Raw genomic sequence first — 14,102 nt, 5'->3', positions numbered from 1 at the left:
GGGCAGACGGGACTTTCGCAACACGCCCTAGGGGCGGTCGCCTGTTCCGAGGACGGTGCCGGCGCCGCGCCCGCCACGGACGGTTCCGCCGCGGCAGGCCGCCTGAACGCCCACTCCATGCGCGGCTCGACGACGCAGCGCAGCACGGCGCGTACGGGGGACGCGCACAGCAGGGTGATGCCGGCGACCGCGACGGCCGTGACCGCGAGCTGCCCGAGCGGGGTGTGCAGCCACTCGGCGGCGTACCAGTCCCGGAAGCGGGCCCACTTGATCACGAAACCGTGCAGCAGATAGCCGTACATCGTGCCGGTGCCCAGCGCCGTGAACCACAGCTGCCGGCGCGGCACCCAGGCCAGGAAGCAGGCCGTCAGCAGCACCGCCAGACCGAACAGCGCGGGCGTGGTGAGCAGCCCCGCCCAGCGGGAGGCACCCTGCCCGGTGACACTGCCCCGGTGGTAGAACCAGCCAGCGTCGAACCACGGGGCCACCCCGTACGCCGCCACGAGCGCCCCCACCCCCACGACGAGCGCCCCGAGGCGCATCCGGCGGGTGCGGAGCCGCTCGAAGTGCTCGCGGCGCAGGGTCAGCCCCAGCACGAAGAACGGCAGGAACCCCAGGACACGCTGGATGGAGATGTCCCCGCCGAGGTCCGGCGAGACCGCCGCGAGCGTCGCCAGACCGAGCGCGACCGGCACCGGGTGCCGCAATGCCAGCCACACCGGGGTGGTCACCCGCCACACGAACAGCGCGACCAGGAACCACATCACGTACCAGGGGTCCAGCAGGCTCAGCGGATATCCCGGATCGTCCTGCGCCCACCGGTAGAACAGCGTGTACGCCGTCTCGAACACCACGTACGGCAGCACCACCCCGGTCAGCAGCCGCCTCAGCCGGCCGGGCGCCATGTCGAAGCTCCGCGAGAAGTACCCGGAGATCAGGGCGAAGGCCGGCATGTGGAAGGCGTAGACCGTCAGATACGCGGCCGTCGCGGCCCGGCTGCCGTACGTCAGCGGCTCCCAGGCGTGCCCGCACGCCACCAGGACGATGGTGAGGTACTTCGCGTTGTCGAAGTACGGGTCCCGCGACCCGCGCCCCACCGGGGGCCCGACCCGGTCGGGCGGGGCCGCCGGGGCGGGACGGGAGTGCTGCGCCACGTCTTCAGGCATCGAAAGAAGTTCTCCGGTCAACGACGACGGACCCGGACCGGCTGCCCCGTTCCGACCGTCTCAGTCGTCGCCGTTCCGGCCGTCTCAGTCGTCGGCGTCGCCCGCCTTTCCCGTGTGGAACCTGCAGGCGCCGAGCCACGTGGCGAGTTGCTCCGACGAGGCGAGGGCCAGTTCGAACTCCGGGCGACGGGTGCGGTCGCCACCGGCCACCCGGTTGTGGTCCTCCGCCAGCACCGTGCCGTCGGCCCCGACGAGCACCGAGCCGAACGGTTCGTCACCGGCCTCCAACGCCTCCGTCGCCAGCTCCACACACCGCCGCAGGTACGCCAGTTCGGATTCGTCCACCATGGTCGTACGAGCCCTCCTCGAGACCGTTCGAATGCACTGCGCGGGGCGCACCCTACGTCGTGTGTCCGAATCGCACCCCTTTCCGCGGGCGACACCCGTTGCCAGGGCGAACGAGTGATGATGGAGTGACCGTATGGATCACGCTGCTGTGCTGGCACTGTTCGACCGGGACATGCGCGAGGGCGCCCGCCCCGACAGTCCCGGAGCCCGGATCGAGCGCGTGGGCGGGGTGGTGCGTCAGGTCGGCTCCGAGAACGGCTGGAGCGGAGTCGTCTGGTCCGATCTGGACGAGGCGGGCGCCGACGCGGCCATCGCCGAGCAGATCCGCTACTTCTCCGGCCTCGGCCGTGACTTCGAGTGGAAGCTGTACGGACACGACCTGCCCGTGGACCTGGGGCGAAGACTCCGCGCGGCCGGCTTCACCGCCGCTCCGGAAGAGACGCTGATGGTCGCCGAGGTCGCCGACCTCACCCTCGACGTCGACCCTCCCGAGGGCGTCCGCATCCTGCCCGTCACCGACGCCGAGGGCGTGGCGATGGTGGCCGACGTCCACGAGAAGGCGTTCGGCACGGACAGCTCCCGGATGCGGAACCAGCTTCTCGCCCAGCTCGGCGGGGACACCGACACGGTCGTGGCGGTCGTGGCCCTCGCCGGTGACGAACCGGTGAGCGCCGCCCGCATGGAGCTGCTCCCGGGCACCCGTTTCGCCGGCCTGTGGGGCGGCGGCACCGTGGAGACCTGGCGCGGCCGGGGCGTCTACCGGGCCCTCGTCGCCCATCGAGCCCGGGTCGCCGCCGACCGCGGCTACCGCTACGTCCAGGTCGACGCCCTCGCCCGCAGCCGCCCGATCCTGGCCCGCCTCGGCTTCGAGCCGCTCACGACGACGACCCCGCACGAGTACGCCGTGGGCACGGCCGGGGCGGTATGACACCGCCCCGCGCCCGTCACAGGTCGAGCTGGTACTCCACCGCCCGGTGCGTGGGCCGGTAGCCGAGCCGGTCGTTGACGCGGCGCATCGGCGCGTTGTCCTCCGCCGTGTCGGTGAGCAGCGCGATGCCCGGGTACAGGCTGTGGGCGCGGAGGAGGGCCTCCGCCTTCATCTTCGACGCCAGCCCGCGGCCCCGGTGCTCGGGCAGGACCGCCGTGCCGTAGTGCTGCCCGTCGCCCTCGCCGCCGGCGGGCAGCACGAGCTCCGAGAAACCGACGATCGTGCCGTCCGACGAGTCCACCGCCGCGACCGTGTGGAGCGAGTCGCCGCGCTTCTCGATCGTCTCGGCGGCCGCCACGAGCCGCTCGACGTCCCAGACCACCGCCCCGTAGTCGGTGTCGCCCATCGGCATGTCGTCCATCGCGCGGCGGGAGGCCGCATAGGTTTCGGCCAGATCGGCGGGCACGACACCCGCCCACGCGGTCAGGTGGTAGCCGGGCCGGGGCTGCTCCGCGACGCGGCGGACGCGGTCGAGGTCCAGGTCCGCGAGGTCCAGGCGGGCGTACGTCAGCGTCAGTACGTCGCGGAAGCCGCGCGCCGCGAGGAACGCGGCACCGGGGGAGCCCTGGCGGGCCTGTGCGACGACCGTCCGGCGGCGCTCGCTCCTCGCCGCGCCGACCGCCGCTTCGAGCAGAGCCGTGCCCGCACCGCGTCGCCGTTCGGCCGGGTGCACGGTGAGTTCGAGTTCGGCGAGATGCGTCTGGCCCTCCTTGGCGAACAGCCGCAGGAAGGCCGAGCCGAGGGGCTCACCGTCGGCCCCGGAGGCCAGCCAGGCCAACCGGCGGCTGAACAGGGTGGGGGAGGGGTCGGCGAGCGGGGTGATGCGCGCGGGCAAGAGGGCTCCGAAGCTGATCGGCGGGCGGCGGGCGGCGGGCGGCGAACCGGGTAACCCGGGTTGCCGAGTCGGGGCACGCTAGCCGTGGCAACGGCCGTCCCACAACGGAATTACGGCCGACCCCGACACCCGTCACCGGCGGCGCACGCGTCACCGTCGGCTGCGACGCGCGGCGCCGGGGCGGCGGTCGTGCCGCCGCCGCCCCGGTTCCGCCGGCCTCGTCGCGCTCCGGGTTCCGCTGCCCTTGCCCGACGTCGCCTCAGCGCCGGGCCTTGGCGCGGTCCAGTGCCACGACGCCCAGTGCCGCGAGTCCGATCTGGATGAGCCACTCCACCCAGTCGACGCCGTCGGTGTCGGCCACGCCGATCCCCGCGGCGATCGCGGATCCGACGAGCGCGGCGACGATGCCGACGAGAATCGTCAGCAGGATGCCGATGCGCTGCCGGCCCGGGACGACCAGCCGTCCCAGGACACCGATCACGATGCCGATGATGATGGCACTGATGATGCCGTCGATCTCCATCTGCTCTCCGCCCCTTCGTCGCGACCCCTGTGGCACTCCGAGTGCCCTTCGAACGCGAGTGCACTCCGTTTCGGTTTCAGCTTCTTCACCAACCGCCCGGACGCGCGGCACATCGCACCGCCCTCCGGATCACCGTGGCCGGGTCGCCCTCGTGGTACGGCCGCTCCGACGGCTCGATGCCGTCCAGGAACTCCTGATAGCGCACGGCGTACGTCAGATGAGCCAGGGGTTCGGCTAGCGCGAGCGCACGCAAGGGGTCGCTCATGGGCCGGTGGGACCGCCAGGCGTCCACCCAGGTGCGGACGGCCGTCGCCCGGACGGCCTCGGGAAGACGGTCGTGCAGGCGCAGACAGTCCAGGACCGGATTGCCCCAGTGGGCGTCGGCGAAGTCCACGACGACGGGCGGGCCGCCGTCGCCGCGCCAGTTGCCGGGATGGAAGTCGGCGTGCACCAGCGTGTCGGGCAGTCCGCACGCGCCGAGCAGTTCCCATCGGTCCGTCAACTCCCGTGCCGTCTCCCGTTCCCGGGCACTGATCTCCAGGGGGACGGTGCCGTCCAGGAGACGGCGCGCGAGACCGGCGAGCGTCGCGTCGCGCCGGTCCCGCAGTCCGTGCGGCCGTCTGTCGGCCAGTGCGGCCTGGGCGGCGACGAAGCGGCGCACCCCGGCCTCGACGGTGCGGGCATCGGCGTTCCAGCAGTCCTCGCCTGGGATGTGCTCCAGCAGGACGCGCCCTTCGGCGGCGCCGAGCACGGTGGGGACGAGCCCCGGGGCGACCTCGGCGAACGCGGCGATGACGGTCGCCTCGTCGGAGGCGAAACGAGGGGTGGCCTTGAGCCAGACCGGGCCGCGTCCGGTGGGCAGCCGGAACAGCCCCGCAAGGTTCCAGGTCCGCCGCTGCCCGACCGGGCCCGTCACCGGCCGCCCCTGGTCGGACAGTGTCCGCCGGGCCCAGTCGAGCAACTCCCGCAACCCCTCGGCCCGTGCCCACGGCGAGCGGAGGGGCTCGTCGCCGCTCCACAGCGCCCGGTCCACCTGCCGCTGCTCCAACGTGCCGGGCCCCGGGGGCTCGGACGCCTCGACGTGGTAGGTCACATGACCGTCCCGTCCGCCCTCGCCCCCGTCGACGGAGAGGAGACGCAGAACCAGCACGGGCACCTGAAGGGCCCGCTCCAGATGCCGGACGACTTGCTCGACCTCGGCCCACCAGGGGACGTCGACGGGGAACGGGCCGGTCACCCCGAGGAAGTTGCCGCCCGAGGTCACCCATGCGCTGACGGTTCGATTCACGGGCGCCAGTGTGCCGGGGAGGGCGGGCCCCCGGCGAACGAATACAGGCCGAGGAGAAGGGCGTTGCGCCGGCCCCACGCGGGCCCCACTCGGGTCCCCGCCCGGCCACGCGCCCCCACGGCTCCCCGTACGGCGACGGCCGACCCGCCGGGGCGGATCGGCCGTCAGTACCCCTCGCGGGTCTTCTGTTCTACATCGGCGGAGTGCGGGAGGCGCGGGAGCCGCCCTTCGCCGATGCGCCGGCGCACAGCATTCCGAGGGCCAGAGCGAGGGCGCCGATGATGATGTTGTTGACCACGACACCGGCGTCGGGGCTGTCGCCCACGATCCACGGTGCGATGATCATCCAGACTCCGAGGGCGCACATGGCCCAGCTCAGGCCGTACATCCTCTCCGGGGCTGCGGTGAAGCCGAGGGCCAGCAGGCCGATCGCGATGCCCACGATCAGGTTGTGGGGCACCAGCGAGGGCTGGCTCGTCGTGTAGTGGAGTATCCACGGGGACACGGCGCAGTACAGACCGAGCAGGAACACCGGTCCGTCGACGAGCGCCACATCGCGACCACCGAGCATGCGGTCGTACCGGGCCCGCATTTCGGTGACATCAGGGTGGCTGGTGATGTCACTCCTGTGTGAGACGTTGGCCATGACTCAACTCCTTTGAACTCGGCAGCCTGACCGCGTCCGAGGGGGTGTGCGGAAGGGGCCACCTACGTTCATTCTGCTCTTATTTCTCCTTTATGTGTAGATGTCGTCGAGCGGTGAGGCGCGGTCGAGCGGTGCGAGGGGCGGGGGAGCGAACCGTCCCCGGGGATCGCCGACCGTTCCCCGGGGACGGACCCGGTCGGGAATGCCGACCGGGGGCGGCGGTGCGGTCGTTCGGCCCCGCCGTCCGCATTTCCGGTGTGGCGAGCGGGGCGGATGCAGGACTGTACGGACGGGCCGGATCGAACCGCATCGTTCATGTAGCGACTGAGGATGGTCGGGCGAAGGTCACATGTGGTCGTTCTCGGTCAGGCGTCCGTGCAGGCGTCGCAACCCGCGCCGGGTGTGGCTCTTGACCGTGCCCAGGGGCAGGCCCGTGCGTTCCGCGATCTGCGTCTGGGTGACGTCCTCCGCCTCCGCGGTGTCGCCGAGGCTCCGCCGGGCGAGCGCGCGCACCAGCGCCGACCAGCGTTCGTACACGAGCGCCAGACATGTCTCGTCGCCGGCAGCCAGGCCCCGCGCCGGCTCGTCGTCGGCGGCGGGTGGCGCACCCGTGCGGACAGGGCTCATGAGGACGGCTCCTCGCGTAGGCGGTGGGAATGCCGTCATCGTGCGAGGCGGGACGGAACGCGCTCAACTCGCATCGCTTCTGCATCGTATAGTCGTCGTATGGGGCTGTTCAGGGACGAAACCCCCGTCGACGCGGGGCTCACCACCGGGGCCGTGGCGCGGAGACTGGGCGTGTCACCCACGACGCTGCGCTCCTGGGACCGGCGCTACGGCATCGGGCCCGCCGTCCGCCCCGACGGGCGGCACCGGCGCTGGACCCCGCAGGACGTCGCGATGGTCGAGACGATGTGCCGCCTGACCTCAGCCGGGGTGCCGACGGCGGAGGCGGCCCGCGCGGCGAAGAAGGGCACGGGAGGAGGAGCCCCCGACGACGGGGAGGACGGCGGAGAGCTGGGTGGGATCGCGGGCGGTGGAGGTGCGCCGGCCCTCTCACGGCCGCGGGTGTCGGCCCCCACTGCCTCGGCCGCCGGGGCCGCCGCACGGGCCGCCGCCGGGGCCGCCGCTCCCACCGCCACCGATGTGCGCCAGGAGTGCCGGGGGCTCGCCCGGGCCGCCGTACGGCTCGACGCGCCGGCCGTCGAGGAGCGGCTCGCGGGGATCGTCGAGCGGTACGGCGTCACGGTCGCCTGGCAGGAGGTGATGGTGCCGACGCTGCACGCGGTGGGCCGCAAGTGGGAGTCGTCCGGGGACCGCTACGTCGAGGTCGAACACCTGCTGTCGTGGCACGTCTCCACGGTCCTGCGCCGCTGCGCCCCACCCGCCGGATCCCGGCACGAGACCACGGCTCCCGGCCCGGTGGTCCTCGCCTGCGTCCCCGGCGAACAGCACACCCTTCCGCTGGAGGCCCTCAACGCTGCCCTCGGCCAACTCGGTCTGCCCAGCCGGATGTTCGGCGCCGCCGTGCCCGCGGAGGCCCTCGTCGCGGCGGTCGACCGGCTGGGGCCGACCGCCGTCGTCCTCTGGGCACAGGCCCGCTCCACGGCGAGCGTGCCCCTGGCCCGCCATGTCGCCGCCGCGCGCTGGGGCGTGAAGGGCGCGCGCCGCCAACCCGTCGTCGTGCTCGGCGGCCCCGGCTGGCACGGGCGCCCCGCGGAGGGCATGGTCCGTCCGTCGGCGCTCGGCGAGGCGGTGGACATGCTCACCGACCTCTACGGCCGGGCCTCCTGAGCCGCCGGGCACCGCGACGCCCTGTGTCCGGCGTGCCGTCGTCCGGGAGTCACGGCGTTCCCGCGCGTCCCCGCAGGAAGCGCTCCCGGGCCTCGGCGAGGTCGACGATCGGGTCCGGGTAGTCCAGCGCGGCGCGGTCCAGGCCCTGGAGCTTCCACGGCTCATGTACGGCCGGTCCGGCCACGTCCGCCAACTCCGGTACCCAGCGCCGTACGTACGCCCCGTCCGGGTCGTACCGCTTGGCCTGGGTGACCGGGTTGAGGATCCGGTTGGGGCGGGTGTCGGTGCCGGTCCCGGCCATCCACTGCCAGTTGAGCTGGTTGTTGGCCATGTCGCCGTCGACCAGCAGGTCCAGGAAGTGCCGGGCGCCGACCCGCCAGTCGACGTACAGCGTCTTGGTGAGGAAGCTCGCGACGAGGAGGCGGCCCCGGTTGTGCATCCAGCCCTCGTGGAGGAGCTGGCGCATGGCCGCGTCCACCACGGGGTAGCCGGTGCGGCCCTCCCGCCAGGCCCGGACCTCCTCCGGTGCGGATCGCCAGGTGTCGTGCTTGGCGCGGTAGTCCACGGTGGCCGCCGCGGGCCGGGCCGCCAGCACCTGACGGTGGAAGTCCCGCCACGCCAGCTGCCGTACGAACGCCTCCGCGCCCGGACCGCCCACCCGGCGGGCCCGGTGGACCAGCTCGACGGGGGAGAGGGTGCCGAAGTGCAGATGGGGCGAGAGCCGAGAGGTCGCGTCGCCCGCCAGGTCGTCGTGGCGGTCCTCGTACGCGGCGATGCCCGACCGCAGCCAGTCCGCGAACCGCGCGCGGCCCTCCGTCTCGCCACCCGCGGCCAGCCCCGGCGACAGCCCCGAGAGCCCGTCGCGCGCCGGGAGTTCCTCCGAGCCGATCCCGTCCGGCACCCGCACGGTGCGCGGCGCCGCCAGCGGGTCGCGCAGCCGCTGCCGCGACCAGTGGCCGAAGTACGGTGTGAAGACCGCGAAGTGGTCCGAGGAGGAGGGCGACACCGCGCCGGGATCCACCGCTCCCACCACCGTGTCGTGCACGTGCAGGCGTACGCCCTCCGCCTCCAGGGCGTCCCGCAGCCGCTCCTCGCGCCGCCGCGCGTACCCGCTGACGTCGGCCGCGACATGCACCTCGTCGGCGTCCGCCTCGGTGGCCACCTTGCAGACCTCCCGCACCACGTCCCCGGAGCGCACCACGAGCCGGCCGCCCCGCTCCCGCAGCCCCGAGTCGAGATCGCGGAGGCAGTCGGCGAGGAACGCCAGCCGGTTGGGCACCGCGAACCCGGCCTCCGCGACGGCCCGGTCCCGCACGAACAGCGGGACCACCTCACGCGCCCCGTCGAGGGCGGCGCGCAGCGGCGGATGGTCGTGCAGCCGCAGGTCGGAGGTGAACAGGACGACCGAGACGTTCATGGGGGACTCCGGGTGCGAGAAGACGGATCACCTGCTGCTTCCGGGAAGCGGCCTCCGGCGGATGCGCCGGGTGTGTGCCGTGACCGGCGGCCTGCCGGCTCGCGTCCCGGCGCCCGTCACGGGGCGTGTCACCGTGTGGGGGCCCGCTTCCGCGCGCGAGCGGCCGCGTCCGACACCGCGGCCCGCGCGATGTTGCGGGCCATGCCGCCGAACACGACGGAGTGGAAGGGGGCCACGCTCCACCAGTAGGCGTGACCGAGCAGGCCGTGCGGATGGAACAGGGCGCGCTGGCGGAAGACCGTGCGGCCGGCGTCGTCCGTGTCCGCGTACATCTCCAGCCACGCCAGACCCGGCAGCCGCATCTCGGCCCGCAGCCGCAGCAGCCGCCCTCGTTCGATCTCCTCCACCCGCCAGAAGTCGAGCGAGTCGCCCACCCGCAGCCGGGTGGCGTCCCGGCGGCCCCGGCGCAGACCCACCCCGCCCGCCAGCCGGTCCAGCCAGCCGCGTACGGCCCAGGCGAGGGGGAAGGAGTACCAGCCGTTGTCGCCGCCGATGCCCTCGATGACCCGCCACAGGGACGCGCACGGGGCGTCCACGCTCAGCTCGCGCCGGTCCGTGTAGAGGCTGCCGCCCGCCCAGTCGGGGTCGGTGGGCAGCGGATCGCTGGGCGCGCCGGGCAGGGAGGCGGACGACCAGCGGGTGGTCACCCGGGCCTCGCGCACCCGCCGCAGGGCGAGCCGCACCGCCTCGTCGAAGCCGACCGGATGGCCGGGCGGGTCCGGCACGTAGCGCGCGATGTCGTGCTCGTGGCACACCACCTCGTGCCGCAGCGACTCGGTGAGCGGCCGGGCGATGGACGCCGGTACGGGCGTCACCAGCCCGACCCAGTGGCTCGACAGACCGGGGGTGAGCATCGGCACGGACAGGATGAGCCGGGGCGGCAGCCCGGCGACGGCCGCGTACCGGATCATCATCTCGCGGTACGTCAGGACGTCCGGGCCGCCGATGTCGAAGGCCCGGCTGACGTCGTCCGGCAAACGGGCGCAGCCCACGAGGGCGCGCAGCACGTCCCGGACGGCGACGGGCTGGATCCGGGTGTGCACCCAACTCGGCGTCACCATCACCGGGAGACGCTCGGTGAGGTAGCGCAGCATCTCGAAGGAGGCCGACCCCGAGCCGATGACGACCGCCGCCCGCAGCACGGCCGTGGGCACACCGCTCTCCAAAAGGATCCGCCCGACCTCGGCGCGGGAGCGCAGGTGCGGCGACAGCTCCCCCTCGGGCACGCCGTGCGGGGTGAGACCGCCCAGGTACACGAGCCGGCCGACGCCCGCGGCGTGCGCCCGCTCCCCGAAGATCCGCGCGGCCCGGCGGTCCGTCTCCTCGAAGTCGTCGCCCGTGCCGAGCGCGTGCACCAGGTAGTAGCCGACGTCCACCCCGCGCATCGCCCGGGCCACGGACTCCGCGTCGGTCACGTCCCCGCGGACCACCTCGACCGCCCCCGCCCACGGATGGTCGCGCAGCCGCTCCGGGGAGCGGGCCAGACAGCGCACCCGCAGGCCCGCCTCCAGCAGTTCCGGCACGAGCCGGCCGCCGATGTATCCCGTCGCACCGGTCACCAGGCACAGCGGCCCGGCGCCGCGCTCAGCTTCTCCCGTCATCGGTCCCTCGGTCCTCCGTGTCGGCGTCCCCCGGTCATCCCTTCCCCCACGGGGCCGGCCCCGGATGCGCCGGCGGTCCGGCGCCGCGCGATCGAGTGATCGGTACGGCGACTACCCTTGCCGCGTGGCCACAGTGAACGACCCGCGACGGGGGACGGGGGACGCGGAGCAGGGTCCCGCCGCGGCGGCGACCGATCTGCACGCCTTCGCCGTCGCCCTGCGCCGGATGAACGGCGAGATCAACCGGCTCGTGCACGCGTTCGCGGGTGACCACGGACTGCACGCGACGGACGTCCAGGCACTCGCGGCGATCCTCGACGCGGACGCGCCCATGACTCCCAAGCGCCTGCGCGAACACCTCGGACTGACCTCCGGGGCCGTCACCGCCTGTGTGGACCGGCTGGAGCGCGCGGGGCACGTACGGCGCGTCCGGGAGAGCGCGGACCGCCGGGTGGTCCACCTGTACTACGCGGCCGACGCCCGTTCGGCGGCCCGCACCTACTTCCGGCCCCTGGCGGAGGCCACCGAGGCCGCCCGCTCCCGCTTCACCGGTGAGGAACTGGCCGTCGTCCTGCGATTCCTCGCGGCGATGAACGAGGAACTGGGCACGGGCGCCGACCGCCACCGCTGATCTCGTGCGGTGGGTGCACCCGAAGGCCGTGATCGTGCGGTGGGTGCATCCGAAGGCCGGTCGACCGTGGAAGAGCAGGCACCGTCTATGATCGCGCCCGTCAACAAGTTCAATCATTGAGATTGTTTTCTGTTGAGTCATCTCCCTCCCGCCTGGAGCGCCATGTCCACCACCCCCCGACGCGCCCGCCGGCTCGTCCCCCTCCTGCTGATCGCCGTCTGGCTCGTCGTCGGAGGCGTCCTCGGCCCCTATGCCGGGCGCCTCGGAGAGGTCGCCACCAACGACCAGGCCGCGTTCCTGCCGCGCAGTGCCGAGTCCACCGAGGTCATAGCCGCGCAGCGGGCCTTCCGCCAGGAGGAGACGCTCCCGGTGATCGTCGTGTGGACGGGGAAGGACATGCCCGAGCGGCGGGCTGTTGCCGGCCGTGCCCTCGCTTCCCTCGCCGACGGCCCCGGCCTGGCCGGACCGGTCTCGCCCGCCCTGCTCTCCGACGACCGGGAAGCCCTCCAGGGCGTGGTCCCGCTCCGGCCCGACCTGGGCGACGACCTGGCCGGCACCCTCGACCGGATCCGGGCCGCCGCCGAACGCGTCCCCGGCACCACCGTGCGATTGGCGGGCCCAGCGGCCAGCCAGGCGGATCTGGCGGACGCCTTCGCCGGCATCGACGGCCTGCTGCTCGCCGTCGCGCTGGTCACCGTGCTGGTGATCCTGCTGCTCGTCTACCGCAGCGTCCTGCTGCCACTGCTGATCATCCTCGGCGCCGTGTTCGCCCTCGGTCTCGCCTGCGCCGTCGTGTACGCCCTCGCCGACCGGGGAGTCGTCCGCGTCGACGGACAGGTCCAGGGCATCCTCTCCATCCTCGTCATCGGCGCGGCCACCGACTACGCCCTCCTCCTCACCGCCCGCTTCCGTGAGGAACTCACCGGCCGAACCGACCGCTTCACCGCGATGCGCGAGGCCCTGAGGCAGTCCTGGGGCGCGATCGTGGCGAGCGCCGCGACCGTCGCGCTGGGCCTGCTCGCCCTGCTGCTCAGCGACCTCACCAACAACCGGGCGCTCGGCCCCGTCGGCGCCATCGGCATCGGCTGCGCCGTCCTCGCCACGCTCACGTTCCTGCCCGCCGTCCTCGTCGCGCTGGGCCGCGCCGCCTACTGGCCCGCGAAGCCCGGCGCCCGGCCCACGTCCGCGTCGACCGGCGAGGGCGTGTGGCGACGTGTCGCCGCCCTCGTCGACCGGGCACCGCGCCGGGTCTGGGCGGTGACCCTGGCCGCCCTGCTCGCCGGGGCCGCCTTCGCGCCGACGCTCACCTCCAAGGGGGTCCCGCTCGACGAGACCTTCGTCAACGACGCCCCGTCCGTCGCCGCCCAGCAGACGCTCGGCGACCACTTCCCCGGCGGCTCGGGCAACCCCGCCGTGGTCATCGCCGACGCCGACCGCCTGGACCGGGTGCTCGCCGTGGCCCGCGACACCGACGGGGTCGCCTCGGCGGCCGCCGTCAGCGGCTCGGGGCGACCCGGCGGCCGCCCCCTGGTCGTCGACGGGCGCGTCCGGGTCGACGTCACCCTCACCGCCGCGGCGGACAGCGACGCCGCGAAGGACACCGTGGCGCGGCTGCGCACCGGACTGCACGCCGTGCCCGGCGCGGACGCCCTCGTCGGCGGCTACACCGCCCAGCGGTACGACACCCTGCGCACCGCCGAACGCGACCGCGCCCTGATCGTCCCGGTCGTCCTCGCGGTCATCCTGCTCATCCTGGTCGGCCTGCTGCGTTCGCTGCCGCTGCCGGTTCTGCTGGTCGCCACGGTGGCCCTGAACTTCCTCGCCACGCTGGGCGTCTCCGCGCTCGTGTTCCAGCACGTGTTCGGGTTCACCGGCAGCGATCCGTCCGTGCCCCTCTACGGCTTCGTGTTCCTGGTCGCCCTGGGCGTCGACTACAACATCTTCTTGATGTCCCGCGTCCGCGAGGAGTCCCTGCGGCACGGCGTGCGCGAGGGCGTGCTGCGCGGGCTGGTCACCACGGGCGGCGTCATCACCTCCGCGGGCGTCGTGCTCGCCGCGACCTTCGCCGCGCTGGGCGTCATCCCGCTGGCCTTCCTCGCCCAGATCGCCTTCGTCGTCGCCTTCGGCGTGCTCCTGGACACCCTCGTGGTGCGCTCGCTGCTGGTGCCGGCCCTGGTCCGGGACATCGGGGAACGCGCCTGGTGGCCGAGCCGCATGAGCCGCGGCACGACCGCGGCCGACGGCGACTGAGGCGACCGCGGGGGCCCTTGGGGATCATGCTTCGGTCCGTGCGCCCAGCTCCCGTGCCCGGCGCACGAACGCCTCGTGCAGTTCCCGGGCCGCCCGCGGTACCGACTCCGCACGGCGCCGCTGGAGCATCAGCAGCACCCTGGTCCGGTCGTCCACGAGCGGCCGGTGGGTGAGCACCCCACGCCGCTCCAGCAGATCCACCCCGAGTTCACGCTCCAGGTTCCGCACGGTCTCGCTCAACGCGGGCTGCGACAGGCGCAGTTCCTCCGCCGCGCGGCGCAACGACCCGAGTCTCGTCACCGCCGCCAGGTATTCGAGCTGCTCAGTTCGCACCGCAGCAGAATGCGCGCGGATTTCCGGCCCGTTCAAGGGTTTCCCTGTCACGCCTTCGTGAAATTCAATGGTCCGCGATACGAGACCGGTCGGGTTCTCCTTGACTGCCGTCACCGGCGGCTGCCACGATCGACGGCATGAACATGCGACTGGAACTCACGCGGCGACGCCACGTCGACCTCGCACGCGTCTCCAGCGCCTCCTGTCGCGCCACGGCCTGAT

General features: G+C 73.5%; 13 protein-coding genes and 2 pseudogenes. 5 read left to right on the top strand and 10 right to left on the bottom strand.

Going from position 1 to position 14,102, the window contains the following annotated elements; all coding sequences use genetic code 11:
- Both SMA5143A_RS16580 and SMA5143A_RS16575 read right to left on the bottom strand, forming a co-directional pair.
- The coding region (locus tag SMA5143A_RS16580) for an acyltransferase family protein (RefSeq protein ID WP_107463690.1) at positions 1-1,166 on the bottom strand (1,166 nt) is incomplete at its 3' end.
- Positions 1,167-1,310: 144 nt separating this feature from the next.
- Positions 1,311-1,514 (bottom strand): annotated as a pseudogene (locus tag SMA5143A_RS16575) (nucleoside deaminase); the annotation flags it as partial.
- A 133-nt stretch (positions 1,515-1,647) separates the two neighbouring features.
- Here SMA5143A_RS16575 and SMA5143A_RS16570 point away from each other — a divergent pair.
- A complete protein-coding gene (locus SMA5143A_RS16570; RefSeq protein ID WP_107463688.1) occupies positions 1,648-2,442 on the top strand; it encodes a GNAT family N-acetyltransferase in 795 nt (264 codons plus the stop codon).
- 16 nt (positions 2,443-2,458) lie between these two features.
- Here the strand turns inward: SMA5143A_RS16570 and SMA5143A_RS16565 are convergent, their stop codons facing one another.
- The 5 genes from SMA5143A_RS16565 to SMA5143A_RS16545 form a co-directional block, all read right to left on the bottom strand.
- Positions 2,459-3,337: a GNAT family N-acetyltransferase gene (locus SMA5143A_RS16565; RefSeq protein WP_107463687.1), complete on the bottom strand. Its 879-nt coding sequence runs from the start codon at positions 3,335-3,337 to the stop codon at positions 2,459-2,461.
- Positions 3,338-3,596: 259 nt separating this feature from the next.
- On the bottom strand, positions 3,597-3,860 hold the full coding sequence (locus SMA5143A_RS16560; RefSeq protein ID WP_107463686.1) for a GlsB/YeaQ/YmgE family stress response membrane protein: 264 nt from the start codon (positions 3,858-3,860) through the stop codon (positions 3,597-3,599).
- Between the two features lie 85 nt (positions 3,861-3,945).
- Positions 3,946-5,148 carry an aminoglycoside phosphotransferase family protein gene (locus SMA5143A_RS16555; RefSeq protein ID WP_258193560.1) on the bottom strand — a complete coding sequence of 401 codons (1,203 nt, stop codon included), beginning with the start codon at positions 5,146-5,148 and terminating at the stop codon, positions 3,946-3,948.
- 190 nt (positions 5,149-5,338) lie between these two features.
- Complete coding sequence (locus SMA5143A_RS16550; protein WP_055516005.1) at positions 5,339-5,794, bottom strand: SPW repeat protein; 456 nt, start codon at positions 5,792-5,794, stop codon at positions 5,339-5,341.
- Between the two features lie 345 nt (positions 5,795-6,139).
- Entirely contained in the window at positions 6,140-6,421 is a 282-nt protein-coding gene (locus SMA5143A_RS16545) for a sigma factor-like helix-turn-helix DNA-binding protein (RefSeq protein WP_107463684.1), read from the bottom strand.
- Between the two features lie 99 nt (positions 6,422-6,520).
- Here SMA5143A_RS16545 and SMA5143A_RS16540 point away from each other — a divergent pair, with 99 nt between their 5' ends.
- Positions 6,521-7,588: a MerR family transcriptional regulator gene (locus tag SMA5143A_RS16540; RefSeq protein WP_107463683.1), complete on the top strand. Its 1,068-nt coding sequence runs from the start codon at positions 6,521-6,523 to the stop codon at positions 7,586-7,588.
- Between the two features lie 49 nt (positions 7,589-7,637).
- Here SMA5143A_RS16540 and SMA5143A_RS16535 read toward each other — a convergent pair whose 3' ends face one another.
- Together SMA5143A_RS16535 and SMA5143A_RS16530 are read right to left on the bottom strand one after the other, a co-directional pair.
- Positions 7,638-9,005 carry a cryptochrome/photolyase family protein gene (locus tag SMA5143A_RS16535; protein ID WP_107463682.1) on the bottom strand — a complete coding sequence of 456 codons (1,368 nt, stop codon included), beginning with the start codon at positions 9,003-9,005 and terminating at the stop codon, positions 7,638-7,640.
- Positions 9,006-9,133: 128 nt separating this feature from the next.
- Entirely contained in the window at positions 9,134-10,666 is a 1,533-nt protein-coding gene (locus SMA5143A_RS16530) for an SDR family oxidoreductase (RefSeq protein ID WP_107463681.1), read from the bottom strand.
- A 133-nt stretch (positions 10,667-10,799) separates the two neighbouring features.
- Here SMA5143A_RS16530 and SMA5143A_RS16525 point away from each other — a divergent pair, with 133 nt between their 5' ends.
- Positions 10,800-11,297 carry a MarR family winged helix-turn-helix transcriptional regulator gene (locus SMA5143A_RS16525; protein WP_107463680.1) on the top strand — a complete coding sequence of 166 codons (498 nt, stop codon included), beginning with the start codon at positions 10,800-10,802 and terminating at the stop codon, positions 11,295-11,297.
- Between the two features lie 162 nt (positions 11,298-11,459).
- On the top strand, positions 11,460-13,547 hold the full coding sequence (locus SMA5143A_RS16520) for an MMPL family transporter (RefSeq protein WP_107463679.1): 2,088 nt from the start codon (positions 11,460-11,462) through the stop codon (positions 13,545-13,547).
- Positions 13,548-13,727: 180 nt separating this feature from the next.
- On the opposite strand, the pseudogene SMA5143A_RS16515 reads toward SMA5143A_RS16520, so the two are convergent.
- Positions 13,728-13,880, bottom strand: a pseudogene (locus SMA5143A_RS16515) (helix-turn-helix domain-containing protein); the annotation flags it as partial.
- 137 nt (positions 13,881-14,017) lie between these two features.
- On the opposite strand from SMA5143A_RS16515, the gene SMA5143A_RS44765 reads away from it, so the two are divergent.
- Positions 14,018-14,101 carry a putative leader peptide gene (locus SMA5143A_RS44765; protein ID WP_375136497.1) on the top strand — a complete coding sequence of 28 codons (84 nt, stop codon included), beginning with the start codon at positions 14,018-14,020 and terminating at the stop codon, positions 14,099-14,101.
- The last annotated feature ends 1 nt before the right edge of the window (position 14,102 follow it).

Source organism: Streptomyces sp. MA5143a, from assembly GCF_900290235.1.
GTDB lineage: Bacteria > Actinomycetota > Actinomycetes > Streptomycetales > Streptomycetaceae > Streptomyces.
This window is presented reverse-complemented; position numbering and strand designations above follow the sequence as displayed.